The organism is Pantoea sp. MT58, from assembly GCF_014495885.1.
Lineage (GTDB): Bacteria > Pseudomonadota > Gammaproteobacteria > Enterobacterales > Enterobacteriaceae > Pantoea > Pantoea eucalypti.
Genome location: NZ_CP061083.1, coordinates 1,226,188 through 1,242,147, shown reverse-complemented (window position 1 = coordinate 1,242,147; position 15,960 = coordinate 1,226,188). Strand labels below are relative to the sequence as shown.

The window sequence follows — 15,960 nt, the reverse complement described above, 5'->3', positions numbered from 1 at the left end:
TGGCACGCATCATTGTTAACATTATCAATTTTTACGTTCAGGGAAGCTGCTTATTGATCTCTACCGCGATGGACTGATGCCCATCCCAGGGCGTTACAGCGCTCAGCCCCAGCCAGTCACCCGGCTGCGGATTGGCGCTGCCATCGCGTGAAACGCGCACCCTTACTGCGACCTGATGCTGCGCCGACAGCAGGCGATCTGGCATCATGGCGTTACTGTCATCCAGCGTCAGCGTCAGCGGGAAATGACTCAGCGGCATCCGCTTAACCGCCACCGGCACGGGTGAATCCCCGTCAGAAACCGAAATATACAACACTCCGTCTGGCGGTAACATTTTTTCTGCCTCAGGTGTCAGCGTCACGGTCAGCGCCAGCTGACGACTCTGCTGCCCTGCCTCACTTCTGGCCTTTTCAATGCTGCGGGCGATCATCGCGTGCCGCTTGTCATCGGCAGGCAACAGAGCTAAAAGCGTCTGCCATGCGTCGATAGCCTGATCGTATTGCTGCTGTCCGTAAGCATTAAACGCCAGCAGGCTCAGCGTCCGCAGGTTGTGCGGATCTGCTTTCAGCAATGATTGCAGCAGCAGTGACGCCTGCCGGTTATCCTGCGGGTCAGAAGATCGCGTCAGAACCTCTGCATAATCCTGTTTGAGCGCCAGATCGTTGGGGGCCAGCTGTAAAGCATGCTCAAAGGCCTGACTGGCGATCTCTGTATTATTCAGTACCATGCCGAGCCGCCCCAGCATCGTCCAGTCGGCCAGATTATCCGGTTCTGTTTGCAACGCGGTACGCAATCCGAGCTCTAAACGCGCCAGCTCTTCCATGCTCAGCGGCTTAGCGCCAGGGTCCATCAGACGGGCACGCAGCTCAGGATACGCCTGCTGCACCTGCATCCAGCCAGTGAATTGTGCCAAGCCGCCGGTTTTCAGATAAGTGCCCAGCGAGACCGCAATCAGTACAATCAGGCCTGGCAGCAAAATCCAGCGGCTGCTGGTGTGTGATTGCATTGCCTGTGACGGCGGAATATCCGCCAGTAGTGTCTGCTGTAATTCCCGCTCCATCAGCGGACGTTCAGCGACCACGCCCTGCGCTTCATCCTGCGCCAGCTCATCTATGCGCTGATGGTAGAAGCGCTGATTAAGACGATCGCGATCGTCTGTGCTGGCCTGACGTTGCCGCCAGCCCGCCGCCATAAACAGCGTGCAGGCTGCCAGCAGTAACAGAAAAAGGGTGATCCAAAATGCACTCATTACGGCTTCCTGTCTGACTTCAGTAGCGCATTAAGACGCTGTTGCTCATCTTCATCCAGCTCGCTGCGGGTTTTACGCTGACGGCTGCGCAGGATGATCACCGCGCCGCCCAGTAGCGCAAACAGCGCCGGGCCCGCCCAGAGAATCAGGGTGGAGGGCGTGACCGGTGGCGAATAGCTGACGAAATTGCCGTAACGCGCCACCATATAGTCGATGATCTGCTGGCGACTCTGGCCCTGCTTCATCAGCTCGTAGACCTTTAATCGCATGTCGGCGGCAATCATGGCATTCGAGTCGGCGATGCTGTTGTTCTGACATTTCGGACAACGCAACGACGCAGTCAGGTCACGGTATTGCTCTTCCTGGGCTACCGAGTCAAATTGCAGCGTGTCGATGGTCGCCCAGAGATTGATGCTGAACAGCAGGCCGCAGAGCAGTAACAGCGTTCTCATGATCCCGCCTCCGCGCTGTATTTCATCCACAACGGTTTCACTTCCTGCTCCCAGACTCGCGCATTCAGATCGCCCGCATGGCGATAACGAATAATCCCTTTGCCGTCGATCAGGAAGGTTTCCGGCGCGCCATAGACACCGAGATCGAGTCCCAGCATACCGTTGCCATCATAAAGACTCAGCGCATAGGGATTGCCCAGCGTGTTCAGCCAGTTAACGGCCTTGCGTCGATCGTCTTTGTAGTTCAGCCCGACCACGCGGATGCCCTGCTCCGCCAGCGTATTCAGATACTGATGCTCTGCGCGGCAGGTCGGACACCAGGTCGCCCAGACATTCAGCAACATCGGCTTGCCATCCGTCAGCACATGCTGGTCGTAGATTTTGCCCGGCTGATCCAGTGCTTCCAGCCGGAACAGCGGCACCGGTTTGCCAATCAGCGCAGATTCGAGTCGGGTCGGATCGTCACCCTCGGCATTGCGGGTCAGCTGCCACAGCAGCGCCGCCGCCAGCAGCAGAAACAGCATCAGGGGAATAAACAGGATTTTCTTATTCATGTCCGCGCCTCCGTTTCCGCTTTTTTGCGCGAACGGTAGCGGGGATCGAACAGGCAGAATAGGCCACCCAGCGCCATCAGTGCGCCACCGAACCAGATCCAGCGAACAAAGGGTTTGTAGTAAATGCGCACGGCCCAGCTGTCATCATCCAGCTCTTCGCCCAGCGCCGCATAGAGATCGCGGCTGAAACCGCCATCGATCGCCGCTTCAGTCATCATGGTGCGGGCAGCGGTGTAAAAGCGTTTTTCCGCCTGCAGTGTTGCTTCATGTTTGCCGTTGCGGGTGACATCAATAATACCCATGCCGCCGCTGTAGTTCGGCCCCTGCAGATTCTGCACACCACGGAAGACAAAGTGATAGTGATGAATATCGACACTATCGCCTGCTTTCATCCGCACATCGCGCTCCACGCTGTACTGCGTGCTGAATGCAATGCCAATCACCGTGACCCCTACGCCCAGATGGCCCAGCACCATGCCCCAGTGACTGCGTGACAGATGACGTAATCCGGCAAAGAACGGGTGGCGATGGGTGGCGCGTTCGTGCAGCTCCAGCAGTGTCAGTACAATAATCCAGAGCGACATCAGCAGGCCAACCACGGTCATCGCCTCAATGCGATCCTGCAACCACCAGGGAATGATCATGGAACAGGCCAGGGTCACGATCAGCGCCAGTGCCAGCCGTTTTGCCAGCTTTTGCGGTTCATCGCGACGCCAGCGCACCAGCGGTCCGATTCCCATCAGTAGCGCAAACGGCGCCATCAGCCAGCTGAACATGGTGTTGAAGAACGGCTCGCCGACCGAAATGCTGCCCAGCCCCAGTTGCTTATGTACCAGTGGCAACAGCGTGCCGAGAAGGACCACCAGCATTGCGGCAATCAACAGCACATTATTGCCCAGCAAAAATGATTCGCGCGACCAGGTTTCATTCTGTACCCGGCCACGCACCTGCCCGCCTTTGATGGCGTAAAGCAGCAGCGAACTGCCGATGACAATCACCAGAAACGCGAGGATAAACATCCCGCGCGCCGGATCGGAGGCGAAGGAATGCACCGACACCAGCACCCCGGATCGCACCAGGAACGTCCCCAGCAGGCTCAGCGAAAACGCCGTAATCGCCAGCAGCACAGTCCACGCTTTGAAGGTGCCACGCTTTTCCGTGACCGCCAGCGAGTGCATCAGGGCGGTGCCCGCCAGCCACGGCATAAACGACGCATTTTCAACCGGATCCCAGAACCACCAGCCGCCCCAGCCCAGCTCGTAATAGGCCCACGCCGATCCCAGCACAATGCCAATGGTCAGGAAGACCCAGGCCGCAGTCGTCCACGGGCGTGACCAGCGCGCCCAGGCGGTATCCAGCCGGCCAGCCATCAGTGAGGCGATGGCAAAGGCAAAGGCCACCGAAAAGCCGACATAGCCCATATAGAGCAGCGGTGGATGGAAGATCAGGCCGATATCCTGCAGCATGGGATTCAGGTCATGGCCGTCTATCGGGAAGTCCGGCAGCGTGCGGCCAAACGGATTCGACGTCAGCAGGATAAACAGCAGGAAGCCAAGATTGATCATCCCCATCACTGCCAGCACGCGTGCCAGCGCATCCTGCGGCATACCGCGACTGAATATCGCCACCGCCAGTGTCCAGGTGCTCAGCAGCAACACCCACAACAGCAGCGATCCTTCATGTGCGCCCCAGGTGGCGGCGATGCGATAGTAAACCGGCAGCAGGCTGTTAGAGTTGGTGACGACATAGGCAACTGTAAAGTCGTTGCTGATAAAGGCCCAGACCAGCAGTGCAAACGCCGCAGCGATACAGACAAACAGACCCGAGGCCAGCGGACGCGCCATCGCCATCAGGCGGGCATCCTGGCGCACCGCGCCCCAAAGTGGATAGCTGCTCAACAACAGGGAGAGGCCCAGCGCCAGGCAGAGCAGAAAAGTTCCGATTTCGGGCATCATGATGATTTATTTCCCACCTGATAGCGCGACTGCGGGCCGGTTTGATCACTCTTCATCGCGTTTTCAATCTCCGGCGGCGTATATTTCTCATCATGTTTTGCCAGAACCTCTTTGGCGATCACCTGGTTGCCCGCCGCCAGCACGCCCTGCGCGACAACGCCCTGCCCTTCACGGAACAGGTCCGGCAGGATCCCTTCAAAACTGACGCTGACCACACCACGCGCATCATAAAGTTTGAACGACACAGCCAGCGTTTTCGGATCGCGCCGGACGCTGCCGGGCATCACCATGCCACCGACGCGCAGCCGCTGTCCCGCTTCGGGCTTCTCGTGCGCCTCCCCTTTGCCGTAGAGGATTTCGCCTGGGGTATAGAAGAGATCGATGTTTGAGCGCAGCGCATACATCACCAGCGCGGTGGCCAGGCCAAGACCGAGCAGGATCGCCAGGGCCGCATAAAGGCGGTTGCGTCGACGGATATTCACAACTTCTCTCCTGCCGCTTCAGCCGCGGCTTTTTTCGATTTTGCTGCCCGGATGCGACGTTCACGTGCGTCACGCTGGCGAATCTCCGCCAGCAAACGGCGGCGCAGTAACAGGGTATGCAGCGTCAGGCCGATCAGTGAAAGCAACGTGCAGGCCACCGCCAGCCAGACGTAGAAAGCGTAACCGCCCATCGCAAAGAAGGCGTGCCAGGAGGAAAAGGCTGGAGTCATGCCTGCTCCCCCCGCTTCGCCACATCAATCGCCCAGGGACGATGACGTTCGGTTAACAGAATCAGGTTACGCAGTCGCATCAGCGTCAGCGTAATAAAGACCAGCAGATAACCGAGGATTGCCCAGCGCAGCGGCGTGCGCATAACCGGCGCAATCGCCTGCTGGAGAATGCCCGACGAGCCCTGATGCAGGGTATTCCACCACTGCACTGAGAAGTGAATGATCGGCAGATTGACCACGCCGACCAGAATCAAAATACCCGCGGCCCGGCCTGCGGTGCGGCGGTCATCAAAAGCGTGATACAGCGCAATCACGCCCATATAGAGGAACAGCAGTACCAGCTCTGATGTGAGGCGGGCATCCCAGATCCACCAGGTGCCCCACATCGGTTTGCCCCATGCCGAGCCGGTGACCAGCGCAATAAAGGTAAAAACCGCACCCACCGGAGCCATGGCGGCGGAAACCAGATCGGCCATTTTCATCTGCCACACCAGGCCGATAAAGGCGGCGATGGCCATTGAAGCATAAACCCCCATCGACCACATCGCAGCGGGCACATGAATGTACATGATGCGGAAGCTGTCGCCCTGCTGATAGTCAGCGGGTGCGTATCCAAATCCCCAGACCCAGCCCAGCAGCAACGCCGCCAGCCCGGCGATGGCGAACCACGGAACCAGTCGCCCCGAAAACTGATAAAGCCGTTCGGGTCTGGCCAGCTGATGTAACGCTTTCCACATATCAAATGCTCACATTAACGATAAAAGAGTGTTGCCGCGTCTTGTACGCGCGGTTATTGCAAAGTGGCTATTGCAACGTGATGCGAAGCGCCGCCGCCGTAGCAAACGGCGCGAGTGTCGCACTGCCCATCAACATAGCGCCAAGAATCGCCAGATAGCCGCCAATCGGCAACCCCTGACTGGCCGCCTCCATCGCCGCACTGGCGAAGATTAAAACCGGAATAGCCAGCGGTAATACCAGCAGGCTCAGCAGCACGCCGCCGCGCCGTAAACCCACCGTCAGACCCACGCCAATCGCACCGAGAAAACTCAGGGTTGGCGTACCCAGCAACAGCGTCAGGGCCATTGCCCGCCAGCCATTAAAATCCAGTGACAGCAGCAGCGCGGCCAGCGGCGACAGGATAATCAGTGGCACGCCAGTGACCAGCCAGTGCGCCACCACTTTGCCGATAACCGTTACCGGCAGCGGCGTCGGCAGCAACACCAGTTGCTCCAGCGAGCCATCGCTGAAGTCATCACGGAACAGACGCTCCAGCGCCAGCAGCGACGCCAGCAGCGCAGCAACCCAGGCAACGCCCGGTGCAATGCGAGCCAGCTGTTGCGGGTCCGGTCCGATACCTAAAGGAAACAGGGTAATGACGATCAGGAAAAACCAGAGTGGATTGACGACATCCGCGCCGCCACGAAAGGCGATGCGTAATTCACGCTGGATGAGGCGAAACAGCATCACTCTGCCTCCACATCGCCGAGGCGAATTTTACGCACCCGCGCTGCCTCTGCAGGCAAATCCTGATGGGTGGTCAGGATCACTGCACCGCCGTTATCGGCATGCCGGGCGAACTGCGCCATTAATTTTTCAATACCCGCTTTGTCGATGGCGGTCAGCGGCTCGTCAAGAATCCATAGGCGAGCCTGACTGAGCCACAGACGTGCCAGCGCTACCCGACGCTGCTGCCCTGCCGACAACCGGCTGACGGGCACCTCTTCGTCGCCCGTGAGATCGACACTTTCCAGCGCAGCAAAAATCTGCGCATTACTGCAATCGGGATGGTAAAAGCGCAGATTTTCCAGTGGCGTGAGCACGCCTTTGACGCCGGGCTGATGACCCAGATAGAGCATCGCCTGATGCCAGCTTTCACGCTGACGCAGGATCGACTGCTGCTGCCAGCGTATTTCACCCTCTTCAGGACGGCTCAGCCCGGCCAGCAGGCGCAGCAACGAGGTTTTACCGGCACCATTGGGGCCTTCAATCTGCACAATGTCACCTGCGGATACGCGAAATGAGAGCCGCCGGAACAGCGACCGTTCGTCGTATGCACAAGTGAGTGTAATGATTTCCAGCATTGAAGGGGGAGTCGCACCAGCTAAAAGTGGCCGGGATATTACCACAATGTTGCTGTGGGCCGAAGTGTGAGCCAGCGCTCAGTTTCGCTGGTAAGGGATTATTCGTGCGTTTTCATCAGCAGTCTGAATAAAAATGCAGTTCCGAAAAACGTTGTTACGCTTATTCGCATCGGACGTTACATTTCCGGCAAATAAAAAACGGCTACGCTTATAACGTTACAGCACTATCACCAGGAGAAAATATGAAGCCTTCATCAGGTAATGAGCAGGGTCCTAACGACGTAGAGAGCGAAGAGAAGGACAAGGGCACTGACATCGAAGTTGATGAGGAGGCTTTACCCTCCCGCGCGGCTGCGATTCATGAAGAGATTCGCCAGGATGGAGAAAAGGAGCTGGAGCGCGACGGTATGGCGCTGCTCTGGTCAGCTATCGCGGCAGGCTTATCCATGGGTGCCTCGCTGATGGCTAAAGGGATATTTAAGGTACATCTGGATGGCGTACCGGGCGCTTTCCTGCTGGAAAATCTCGGTTATACCTTTGGTTTTGTTATCGTCATTATGGCGCGCCAGCAGCTGTTTACTGAAAATACCGTTACCGCCGTATTACCGGTGATGCACAAACCCACCTGGGGTAACACGGGCCTGCTGTTACGGTTATGGAGCATTGTGTTGCTGGGTAACCTGATTGGTACAGCGCTGGGTGCGCTGGCCTTCAATGAGATGCCGATTTTTGACGAGGCCACCCGCCAGGCGTTTACCGACATCAGCATGAAGGTCATGGAAAACACGCCAGGCGAGATGTTTGCCAATGCGGTCATTTCCGGCTGGATTATCGCCACCATGGTCTGGATGTTCCCCTCTGCGGGCGGCGCGAAACTGCTGGTGATTGTGATGATGACCTGGCTGGTTGCGCTGGGCGACCTGGCGCACATTGTCGTGGGCTCAGTAGAAGTGCTCTATCTGGTGTTTAACGGCAGCATTAGCTGGCATGAATTCCTGTGGCCGTTTGCCCTGCCGACGCTGCTCGGCAACATCACTGGCGGCACCCTGATTTTTGCGTTGATCAGCCATGCACAGATTCGCAATGACATGAGTGAAGCCGCTGTGGCCAAAGCAAAAGCTGAGAAGCGGAAGCAGGAAAAACGCCGCCAGCGTGAAGAGAAGGAAAACGCGGAATAAATGGCAAAGGCAGACAAGGCTGATTTACCGGTTTTGTCTGCCTTTCAGGCATGCTGGCTGAACCTTTGATATTGAGATCAAACCGTCAGGCTAAAGCAGAGAATCTTTTCAGCGTGAACGATCTGCACGCGTCATGTTTAATTGCGTTCAGTGCAGAAAATCGGGATTGCTGGCGGAATGAGCAAACGCGCGGCAACCTGGTGAATTTTCAGGACTGTTTCGCTATACTGCACGCCGCTGTCCTCTTAGTTAAATGGATATAACGAGCCCCTCCTAAGGGCTAGTTGCAGGTTCGATTCCTGCAGGGGACACCACATTTCACAGAACCCACCTCCACCGACACGAACAAAACCCTTTCAGAATCACGCTCCCCAATAAATCATACACAACCGGCGCGAACCGACATGAATTGACTACGCCAACTTTTTGCGGGCATATTGTGGGCACAACGAAAACTATGCCCGGAATTATGCCCACATGCTGACCGTCAAGCAGATTGATGCTGCGCGCCCTAAAGATAAGTCATACCGCCTGGCGGATTCAGGAGGCTTGTTCCTCTTTATCCCGCCGACCGGCAAAAAGGTCTGGCGACTGCGGTACCGGTTTGACGGAAAAGAGAAGACGCTCGTCATCGGTCCCTACCCGGAGATACCGCTGACAGAAGCTCGGGCTCGCCAGTCTGAGGCGAAGATGAAGCTCCTTACTGGTGTTGACCCGGGAGAGCAGAAGCAGTCGCTGAAGAGGAAAGAGAAAGAGGCAGATGCCGATACCTTCGGTGACATATTCAGAGAGTGGTATGCCCACAAGTCCAAGGTTTGGTCGCCAGGATATGCAGACGAGCTGCACCGGATGTTCACCGACGACATTCTGCCGATTATTGGTTATCTGAAAATGGAAGCGGTTGAGCCGATGGTTCTGCTGAAGGTTATTAGACTCTTCGAAGAACGTGGCGCGATGGAGAGAGCGGATAAGGCAAGGAGGAGGTGTGGCGAGGTTTTCCGGTATGCGATCGTAACCGGGCGGGCTAAGTATAACCCGGCACCCGACCTTGTGGATGCACTGCGAGGGTACAGAAAGGAGAACTACCCATTCCTGCCAATTAACCGCATCAGGGAGTTCCATAAGGCGCTGGAAGGGTATGGTGGAAGTGTGATTGCAAAGATTGCGGCACAGGTTCTCCACTATACCGCCCTGCGAACAAAGGAGTTACGCTCGATGGCATGGGCGAACGTCGACTTTGAGAACAGGCTTATTACGATTGACGCTGAGGTAATGAAAGGGCGACGCATTCATGTGGTGCCAATGTCAGACCAGGTGGTTGAGTTGCTCACCTTCCTGAATAAGGTCACCGGCCAGTATCTGCTCTGCTTCCCCGGACGAACAGACCAGAAGAAGCCCATCAGCGAGAATACAGTGCTCGGTGTGATACGGCGGATCGGATATGAAGGGCAGACCAGCGGACACGGATTCCGGCACCAGTTCAGTACCGTCATGAATGAGCTTCACTGGAACAGTGATGCTATCGAGGCCCAACTGGCGCACGTCAATTCACAGGGAACTCGCGGAATCTATAACCACGCCCAGTACCTCAGCAATCGCATAGAGATGATGCAGCACTGGGCGGATTGGCTGGATGGTAAAGGGGCATAACCCCTTCGCCTCAGATTATCGGCCTGCTGGCTTCATGCACGGACAGCACTTCGGCCGTCACCTTCCCCAGCACGATAATCCCTTCCATGCCCTCTCCGTCGATCGTCTCGCCATCCGAGGTGATAATTCCTGTTTTGAACAATCTCCCCAGTTGCGAATAGTCTCCGAGCTGGAATGCGACCTTGTCGCCTATCTTGCCGTGAACCGTTCTGTCAACAATCGCGAAGCCAGCAGGCGTGTCAATCATCAGCATGTGGGTCGGATGAGGCATAAGAAGCTTATTCAGGTCGATGCGACCTTCAACGTAGTCAGACGCAGGTGATGGAAAGCCCATATCATATTCCCCCGTTCGGGTTGAACTGGCGGTAGGTTTTAGCCTCACCCTTCTGTGTCGATGCGTCGCGAAACGTCGCCGTGTTTGCTTTTATCCACTGGTTAGCCTCACGCAGGCTGAAGTGCCAGTTAACCAGCTCCAGCTGATGGACAAACTCCTGAGTCGTGACGATAACGCCCAGCCCAGGCTCTCGCCTCATGGCAGCCATGAATGCCGCCTTAATTTCACTCTCTCTCGGCATGATAAATCCTCCTCTGATAAATACTGTATGTATAAACAGTAATATTGATCGGTAGGATTGATCAAGGCGGACCAGTTCACAGATTTGTAAAGGGGTTGAGCTGGAAGGAATTTTTAATCGGGCCGGGGTCTCGGATAGTGACTAATCGCAAATGACCCACCCCGCAACCTGATCAGGCAGGATCGGATGAGTCACTGCCCGGTCGCCGGGCTTTTTTACAACCTAATTTCGTCGCGATTATTACCCAAAAGAGGTCTTATGGGTTTCTATAGCAGACTCTAAACAGTAGAATGCTTTCAGATTTTTTTTGCGAGGCTTGATATGAATAACCGTTCAGGAAGGAACGAAGATATAGAAGCACTAAGGGCAATCGGTATAGTTTTCGTTCTGATTGCTCATACTTATAAAATATTCCCCTGGTTCAAGTTTGACACAGGTGGATTAAGTAATATCTATGTTTACTTCGGTTGGTGGACAGGCGTAGATCTGTTTTTTTGCGTGTCAGGATTTATTATTTCAAAGAGCCTGCTACAACAAATCCCTAATGATAGAAGCCCTACTGAATTTATCAGATTTTCAGCTCCATTTTGGCTGAAGAGAATTTACCGACTATGGCCCGCTTCTTGGTTCTGGCTTACTTTCACTGTAATTGGCTCTTTATTATTGAATCATAGTGGAGTATTTGGCAAACCAATTAATGCAATAATGTATCAGGCATATGCCATGCTAAACATGGCAAATGTTTATGGTTTTGAGTGCACAAAGACAACAAGTTGCGGCGTTAACCAAGTTTACTGGAGTCTGTCCCTGGAAGAGCAGTTTTACTGGATACTTCCATTTATCCTTTTCTTTGTGCGAGGAAGGAAATTGGCGATTCTATTAGCGACTTTAGCTTTGATACAAATCCCATTGGATCGCGGCGGTCAATTCATAGGCTTCATTAGGACTGACGCGCTTGCTATGGGAGTGCTTATAGGGATGGCATGCAATCAAAGTTGGTACGCCAGTCTCAATCCAATAGCCTTAGCTAAAAAGCCTTATTCGTGGATGACCACAATAATTTTGATGGGGCTCCTTGGGCTTGTCGGAACATGGAAGATAGTTGTGGTCCCTTTCAATACCGGCGTTGTTGCCATCATATCCGGCATCCTCGTATGGATTGCAAGCTATGGCAATGGATACATCATTCCTGGAATTAGGACCCTGACCAATTATCTCGGCTCAAGGTCCTATTCATTATACCTTGCACACATTCCAGCTTACTACATATCTTACGAAGTAATGCATCGTGTAAACGAGCATTACAATAACGCCTTATATGGTAATTATTTACCATATTGGACCATGGCTATTACGCTAGCTTTCATTTTTGCTGAGTTTACCCACAAGGTCATTGAAACACCCTTAAGAAATAAGGGTAAGAGATACAGCATTGAGCTTGAGAAAAAGATTTAACTAAAGTGAGTGGGATTCATTCTTTGTGAATTCCCACTTACCATTAATTTCAGAAGCAGAATCACCTACCCCAACCCCTGCTAGCTCTGTAATATCAACCATTACTTTACCTTCAAAGATATCACCACCCCCATCCCAAAGAATAATATTTACTACCTTACCACCTTCAATTTCAGCCCAAGTCTTTACGTCCATTAAGCATACTCCCATACGATAACTACGCCATTTGAACCTGCTGCGCCATTATATTGCGTTGAATTGCTGGCGTATGCGTTAGCTCCACCACCACCAGCTCCGTAACCAGATGCAGCAAATCCGGCTGCAGCAGTTCCGTGTGAACCACCGCCTGCCCCTAGTGGAGACCCGCCCCCACCGCCTGATATAATTGCATTTAATGAAATGGCCATGCCAATTACAGCCCCCTGACCAGAGATGTTTTCAATATTTCCTCCTGATGCAGTTGGTATCCCTGTAGCGTTCTGGATGATAGGAGGTGCTGAGGTGCCTGACCCGCCACCAAAGCCTCCTCCGCATGTGATTATAGATCCGAAAGTAGTCGACCCCGCATTTCCGCCAGACCCATTGACTCCACCAGACCCAGGTGCGCCAATTGTCACTGCATATGACGCTGAAAGATTTGTTAGATATGACTTAGCATATGCGCCTCCGGAGCCACCCGACGCCACTGCAACTGTAGATGCTGACGTAGCGCCTACTCCACCGCCGCCGCCGCCAGCACCCTGAACTTCAACAATAATACTTTTGGTGCCTGCCCCGGGCGTATATGTTCCTGAAGATAAAAGAATGACAGGTGGCCTTAACAAGCGCCCAAGCGATGCGGACAGCAAACCAGACTTGAGACTGGCTAGGATAGCTGCTGTATTGCCGTTATCGAGCACATCATTACCAGATGAATCAGCAATGAATTGAGCCAGTATGCTGGCCATTACAGCGCCCTGGCGCAGGGCTTTATTTATTTGTGCAGAGGAAGCCTTTCCTGCCTGGAACCCGGAAGATAGGGCGCCCAGAGATTCATAATCAGCCTGGCTTAAAACATTTGCGCCAGAGCCAATTGCAAAGGGTTTGAAGTTGTTTGTAGCCATTAAAGTGTTACTCCCCAAGCGCCATCATCAAATCCGGCGATATATTCGTTGTCCATGTCGAATCCGAAAAATTTCGAACCTACCGATGGTGTTAAAATTGAAGGTGTTTGCACATCACCAGCCCATACACCTGCTGCCTTTACAGTCAGGTAGCCCTGCTTTATTGCTGCGATGAGTTCTCGCGAAACAAGTGAAATGTCATTCTCCGGAAATACCCATACCGAAATGGTCATGTCTCGGTTATCTACGATCTGCATTCTCAGACCTGAACCGTCTAAGGCTGTTTCTAAAATTGAAGGCAAGGAGTCGTTTTGCCCGTCCCAGCTGTTAATGGCTATCTTCGCTTTGAGTACGATGCGATAGGTGTCATCGCTCAGGCTGGTGAAGCCGGCATCCGGGTCATACGGCCCTTGCCAGACGCCCTGGTCCCAGCCTAGCCCATCGGTATCAAACGAAAAGTACACACCAGAAATAGGCTGGCTGACGATTCGTGTTCGTCCAATCCACTCACCCAGCACATCCAGTTGCACTCCGACTGCGCTGTCGATATCGAAGGCGGAGAGCAGATTTTGCAGGGCTGTAGAGGTGTCAGTAAGCGGTCGCGTTGACAGGTCGACGTGATCTACAAAAAGAGGTTTTCCTCTGTGGTAGTTGGTAATAAGGTCGGTGTATTTGCTCATGAGGTCACCGTGAGCGCGATATTAGCTGTGCTGCAGGAAGCAGATTCGTTGAACGCTATGACGATATTCGCCGCTGCCTGAGAGCTGGCAGACTTGCCAATGGTCAAGGCGTTGATATCGTAGTATTTCGCGTTGCCACCGCTCACGACACCGAGGTTTGCCGGTGAATAGATGCGGCTTAACAGGACGTCATCGCCAATTGTCAGGCTGTTAATGTAATCGGCAATCGCCTGTTTTATCTGTTCGCCAATCTGAGTTGTGTAACCGGTGAACACCTTCAGCGTTATTGCCACATATATCGGAACATCAGTTGATCGCGAGAAGCTTATTGTGTGTGGGTTACCGTATTTATCCGGTACAGTGACGGTCGTCGAGCCGAACGTGGAAACGCCCTGCCCTTTTTTGCCACGAAGGGTCTGTGCAATCTCCGTAACGTCCCCACCATCCACGATCGCTGCCAATGAGTGTGCTGGGATTCCGTTACCGTCTACTGCTCCTGTATCGTTTTCATATAGTTTGTGACGCGTTACGCCGGTGAGATTGGCAATAGCGCCATCCACAGCGTCAAAAGGTGTCAGGGCCGGTATCGCCACGCTCTGAGCCTGTCTAACACGAAGCTGCGCATCAGTTTCTGCTGCGGAGCCTACAGTCGCCGCACTGGCATTTGATACCGCCGTCCATCCTCTTGTCGGCGTGTTGATCTTGGCGATGCTGCCGGCAACTGCTGCAACGGGCCCGGAATTAGCGCATGTAGCCGTTACCGTCACCGAGCCACCGACACCGATAGTTACGTTGGCTGGCAGGTTCCAGATGATGCCGTTAGCATCTTTTACAGAGCCATTAGTGATCGTCGTGCCTTCCGTGCCGGTGAGTGTAACGTCCACCGTAGAATTAGTGGCAGCCTTACGAGTAATGCCGTTGATTTTGACGTTACGCGTAAGGGCATCGGTCATGCCGGAAGATGGTGAAAAGGAACTGTACACCTGAATTGCCGTGTTGTTAGCGTCATGCACGGCCAGCGCCACCAAAGCAACCATCTGACCATCCTTACTGTCAGGCTCCAGATAAGCATCGGTACCGTATATCTGCTGAAAGTAGTCCGTGATTGTACTCAGGATTGTCTGGTAGTCGGGCGCACTTATCCCTGAGGCGGTCACCATTGCGGAGAGCCCCAGCGTATCGAGATTGAGAGCCATTATGCCTCGCTTGTGACGGTCGTCGTTCCGTAGATTGTTTCAATGGTAGCGGTGAAAATCACACGCCGGGAGGATGTGTTGAGGCTGGTATCGAATGACTTGATCGAGTTCACGCCGGGCGTCTCAAGTATCCGTTTACGGATAGCCAGGTTATAGGTTTCAGGCTTCTGCTTACCGAGCACCGACTGAACCCATGGAGTGCCCTCTGTCGTATCGAGGAACCACTGACCGTACCAGAGCAGGAAGCGAGTTTTGATTGCTTGGGCAACGCACTCAGGTGAGTTAATCAGCCAGGTGTCATCCCCTTTCCCGAAGGTGTAATCACCGTTTTCATCTTCGCGTCTGTAACGCATCAGTTCACCTTGCCAGAGTTGCCAGAGCCAGACTGCACGCCGTTATGCGTATGCTGGTCGCTGATGTCTTTGCCGTTGGATTTCAGGCTGCCGATGAATTCTATGGCCCCGGTGATTTTTGCAGCAGTACCCGTCGCAAGGCTACCCACCATGCCACCCATCCATGTCAGCAGGCCTGTAATCGCCACCGCCTGGCTGAACTTAGCCAGAGGCGTCGTCACGTTCATTCCGCCAGGGGCGACGATGTTTACCGCATGGCTGTTCGGGTCCAGCTCAATGTAGGCAACTCCGTCATCGGTACGCATCTGTAACGTTGATGGGCTGATGTTGCTGATAACTTCTGCCTGAGACTGCGGGCCGATGATAGCGAAGGCGTCTGACAGGTCGTGCTGTCGAGGGTCCACAGGCTCCTGAATGCCGCCGTTCTGCCACCAGAAATCGATGCAGCGGTCGCTAAAGATGACCAGGCACTCATCACCCTCTTTAACCGGAAAGGTGATCGTGCAGCCGCCGCCGCGAGGAAACACTACCGGGACATCGAGAAGCAGAGGAAGCGGTGCCGATTTGAAGTTACCCAGCTCATCTGCCGCCTGGCCGCTGATAGCTGGCTGAACAGTGCAGGTGCAGGCAATTGGGTCAAAGCTCTGGATGATGCCAGGCATGGAAACGCGGAGCATGGAGAAGATGGAATCTGACAGCGCTTTATAGGCCTGCGATTCACCGCCAGCCTGTGATTGAGGTGAAACTGGCATAGTTGCTCCAATAAA

20 protein-coding genes and 1 tRNA gene are annotated in these 15,960 nt (G+C 54.2%); 4 read left to right on the top strand and 17 right to left on the bottom strand.

The window, feature by feature from the left end; translation table 11 throughout:
• Window positions 1-37 precede the first annotated feature (37 nt).
• The 9 genes from ccmI to ccmA all read right to left on the bottom strand — a co-directional run bounded on the left by ccmI (window position 38) and on the right by ccmA (window position 7,003).
• Window positions 38-1,249, bottom strand: coding sequence for a c-type cytochrome biogenesis protein CcmI (gene ccmI, locus IAI47_RS06105; protein ID WP_008926496.1), 1,212 nt, complete (start codon window positions 1,247-1,249; stop codon window positions 38-40).
• Window positions 1,249-1,701 (bottom strand): cytochrome c-type biogenesis protein, encoded by a 453-nt coding sequence (locus IAI47_RS06100; RefSeq protein ID WP_003853088.1) that lies wholly within the window; start codon window positions 1,699-1,701, stop codon window positions 1,249-1,251. The genes ccmI and IAI47_RS06100 overlap by 1 nt, the downstream gene beginning before the upstream one ends.
• Window positions 1,698-2,255, bottom strand: a complete 558-nt coding sequence (locus IAI47_RS06095) for a DsbE family thiol:disulfide interchange protein (protein ID WP_003853089.1) — start codon at window positions 2,253-2,255, stop codon at window positions 1,698-1,700. The genes IAI47_RS06100 and IAI47_RS06095 overlap by 4 nt, the downstream gene beginning before the upstream one ends.
• Entirely contained in the window at window positions 2,252-4,210 is a 1,959-nt protein-coding gene (locus IAI47_RS06090) for a heme lyase CcmF/NrfE family subunit (protein ID WP_008926497.1), read from the bottom strand. The genes IAI47_RS06095 and IAI47_RS06090 overlap by 4 nt, the downstream gene beginning before the upstream one ends.
• Window positions 4,207-4,692 carry a cytochrome c maturation protein CcmE gene (ccmE, locus tag IAI47_RS06085; protein ID WP_008926498.1) on the bottom strand — a complete coding sequence of 162 codons (486 nt, stop codon included), beginning with the start codon at window positions 4,690-4,692 and terminating at the stop codon, window positions 4,207-4,209. Before ccmE ends, IAI47_RS06090 begins: the two co-directional genes overlap by 4 nt.
• Window positions 4,689-4,922, bottom strand: a complete 234-nt coding sequence (gene ccmD / locus IAI47_RS06080) for a heme exporter protein CcmD (RefSeq protein ID WP_003853092.1) — start codon at window positions 4,920-4,922, stop codon at window positions 4,689-4,691. Before ccmD ends, ccmE begins: the two co-directional genes overlap by 4 nt.
• Window positions 4,919-5,659: a heme ABC transporter permease gene (locus tag IAI47_RS06075; protein ID WP_008926499.1), complete on the bottom strand. Its 741-nt coding sequence runs from the start codon at window positions 5,657-5,659 to the stop codon at window positions 4,919-4,921. The genes ccmD and IAI47_RS06075 overlap by 4 nt, the downstream gene beginning before the upstream one ends.
• Before the next feature lie 67 nt (window positions 5,660-5,726).
• Window positions 5,727-6,386: a heme exporter protein CcmB gene (gene ccmB / locus IAI47_RS06070; RefSeq protein WP_008926500.1), complete on the bottom strand. Its 660-nt coding sequence runs from the start codon at window positions 6,384-6,386 to the stop codon at window positions 5,727-5,729.
• A complete protein-coding gene (gene ccmA, locus IAI47_RS06065; protein ID WP_008926501.1) occupies window positions 6,386-7,003 on the bottom strand; it encodes a cytochrome c biogenesis heme-transporting ATPase CcmA in 618 nt (205 codons plus the stop codon). The genes ccmB and ccmA overlap by 1 nt, the downstream gene beginning before the upstream one ends.
• A gap of 242 nt (window positions 7,004-7,245) precedes the next feature.
• Between ccmA and IAI47_RS06060 the strand changes: the two genes are divergently transcribed.
• The 3 genes from IAI47_RS06060 (at window position 7,246) to IAI47_RS06050 (ending at window position 9,831) form a co-directional block, all read left to right on the top strand.
• Window positions 7,246-8,181 carry a formate/nitrite transporter family protein gene (locus IAI47_RS06060; RefSeq protein WP_008926502.1) on the top strand — a complete coding sequence of 312 codons (936 nt, stop codon included), beginning with the start codon at window positions 7,246-7,248 and terminating at the stop codon, window positions 8,179-8,181.
• Between the two features lie 239 nt (window positions 8,182-8,420).
• Window positions 8,421-8,495 (top strand) — tRNA-Arg (locus IAI47_RS06055).
• Between the two features lie 163 nt (window positions 8,496-8,658).
• Entirely contained in the window at window positions 8,659-9,831 is a 1,173-nt protein-coding gene (locus tag IAI47_RS06050) for a tyrosine-type recombinase/integrase (protein ID WP_187961241.1), read from the top strand.
• 10 nt (window positions 9,832-9,841) lie between these two features.
• Here the strand turns inward: IAI47_RS06050 and IAI47_RS06045 are convergent, their stop codons facing one another.
• Window positions 9,842-10,165: a phage repressor protein gene (locus IAI47_RS06045; RefSeq protein ID WP_187961240.1), complete on the bottom strand. Its 324-nt coding sequence runs from the start codon at window positions 10,163-10,165 to the stop codon at window positions 9,842-9,844.
• 1 nt (window position 10,166) lies between these two features.
• The gene (locus IAI47_RS06040; protein WP_187961239.1) at window positions 10,167-10,406 is read right to left on the bottom strand and encodes a DNA polymerase V; all 240 of its coding nucleotides are present in this window, start codon (window positions 10,404-10,406) and stop codon (window positions 10,167-10,169) included.
• A 321-nt stretch (window positions 10,407-10,727) separates the two neighbouring features.
• Between IAI47_RS06040 and IAI47_RS06035 the strand changes: the two genes are divergently transcribed.
• Window positions 10,728-11,861: an acyltransferase gene (locus IAI47_RS06035; protein WP_187961238.1), complete on the top strand. Its 1,134-nt coding sequence runs from the start codon at window positions 10,728-10,730 to the stop codon at window positions 11,859-11,861.
• Here the strand turns inward: IAI47_RS06035 and IAI47_RS06030 are convergent, their stop codons facing one another.
• The 6 genes from IAI47_RS06030 to IAI47_RS06005 are packed head-to-tail and all read right to left on the bottom strand — an operon-like array spanning window position 11,862 to window position 15,945.
• Entirely contained in the window at window positions 11,862-12,056 is a 195-nt protein-coding gene (locus IAI47_RS06030; RefSeq protein ID WP_187961237.1) for a hypothetical protein, read from the bottom strand.
• Window positions 12,056-12,964 carry a hypothetical protein gene (locus IAI47_RS06025; RefSeq protein ID WP_187961236.1) on the bottom strand — a complete coding sequence of 303 codons (909 nt, stop codon included), beginning with the start codon at window positions 12,962-12,964 and terminating at the stop codon, window positions 12,056-12,058. The genes IAI47_RS06030 and IAI47_RS06025 overlap by 1 nt, the downstream gene beginning before the upstream one ends.
• Window positions 12,964-13,644: a DUF2612 domain-containing protein gene (locus IAI47_RS06020; RefSeq protein WP_187961235.1), complete on the bottom strand. Its 681-nt coding sequence runs from the start codon at window positions 13,642-13,644 to the stop codon at window positions 12,964-12,966. Before IAI47_RS06020 ends, IAI47_RS06025 begins: the two co-directional genes overlap by 1 nt.
• Window positions 13,641-14,840 (bottom strand): baseplate J/gp47 family protein, encoded by a 1,200-nt coding sequence (locus IAI47_RS06015; protein ID WP_187961234.1) that lies wholly within the window; start codon window positions 14,838-14,840, stop codon window positions 13,641-13,643. Before IAI47_RS06015 ends, IAI47_RS06020 begins: the two co-directional genes overlap by 4 nt.
• Window positions 14,840-15,193: a hypothetical protein gene (locus IAI47_RS06010; protein WP_187961233.1), complete on the bottom strand. Its 354-nt coding sequence runs from the start codon at window positions 15,191-15,193 to the stop codon at window positions 14,840-14,842. Before IAI47_RS06010 ends, IAI47_RS06015 begins: the two co-directional genes overlap by 1 nt.
• A complete protein-coding gene (locus IAI47_RS06005) occupies window positions 15,193-15,945 on the bottom strand; it encodes a Gp138 family membrane-puncturing spike protein (protein ID WP_187961232.1) in 753 nt (250 codons plus the stop codon). The genes IAI47_RS06010 and IAI47_RS06005 overlap by 1 nt, the downstream gene beginning before the upstream one ends.
• Window positions 15,946-15,960: the final 15 nt, after the last annotated feature.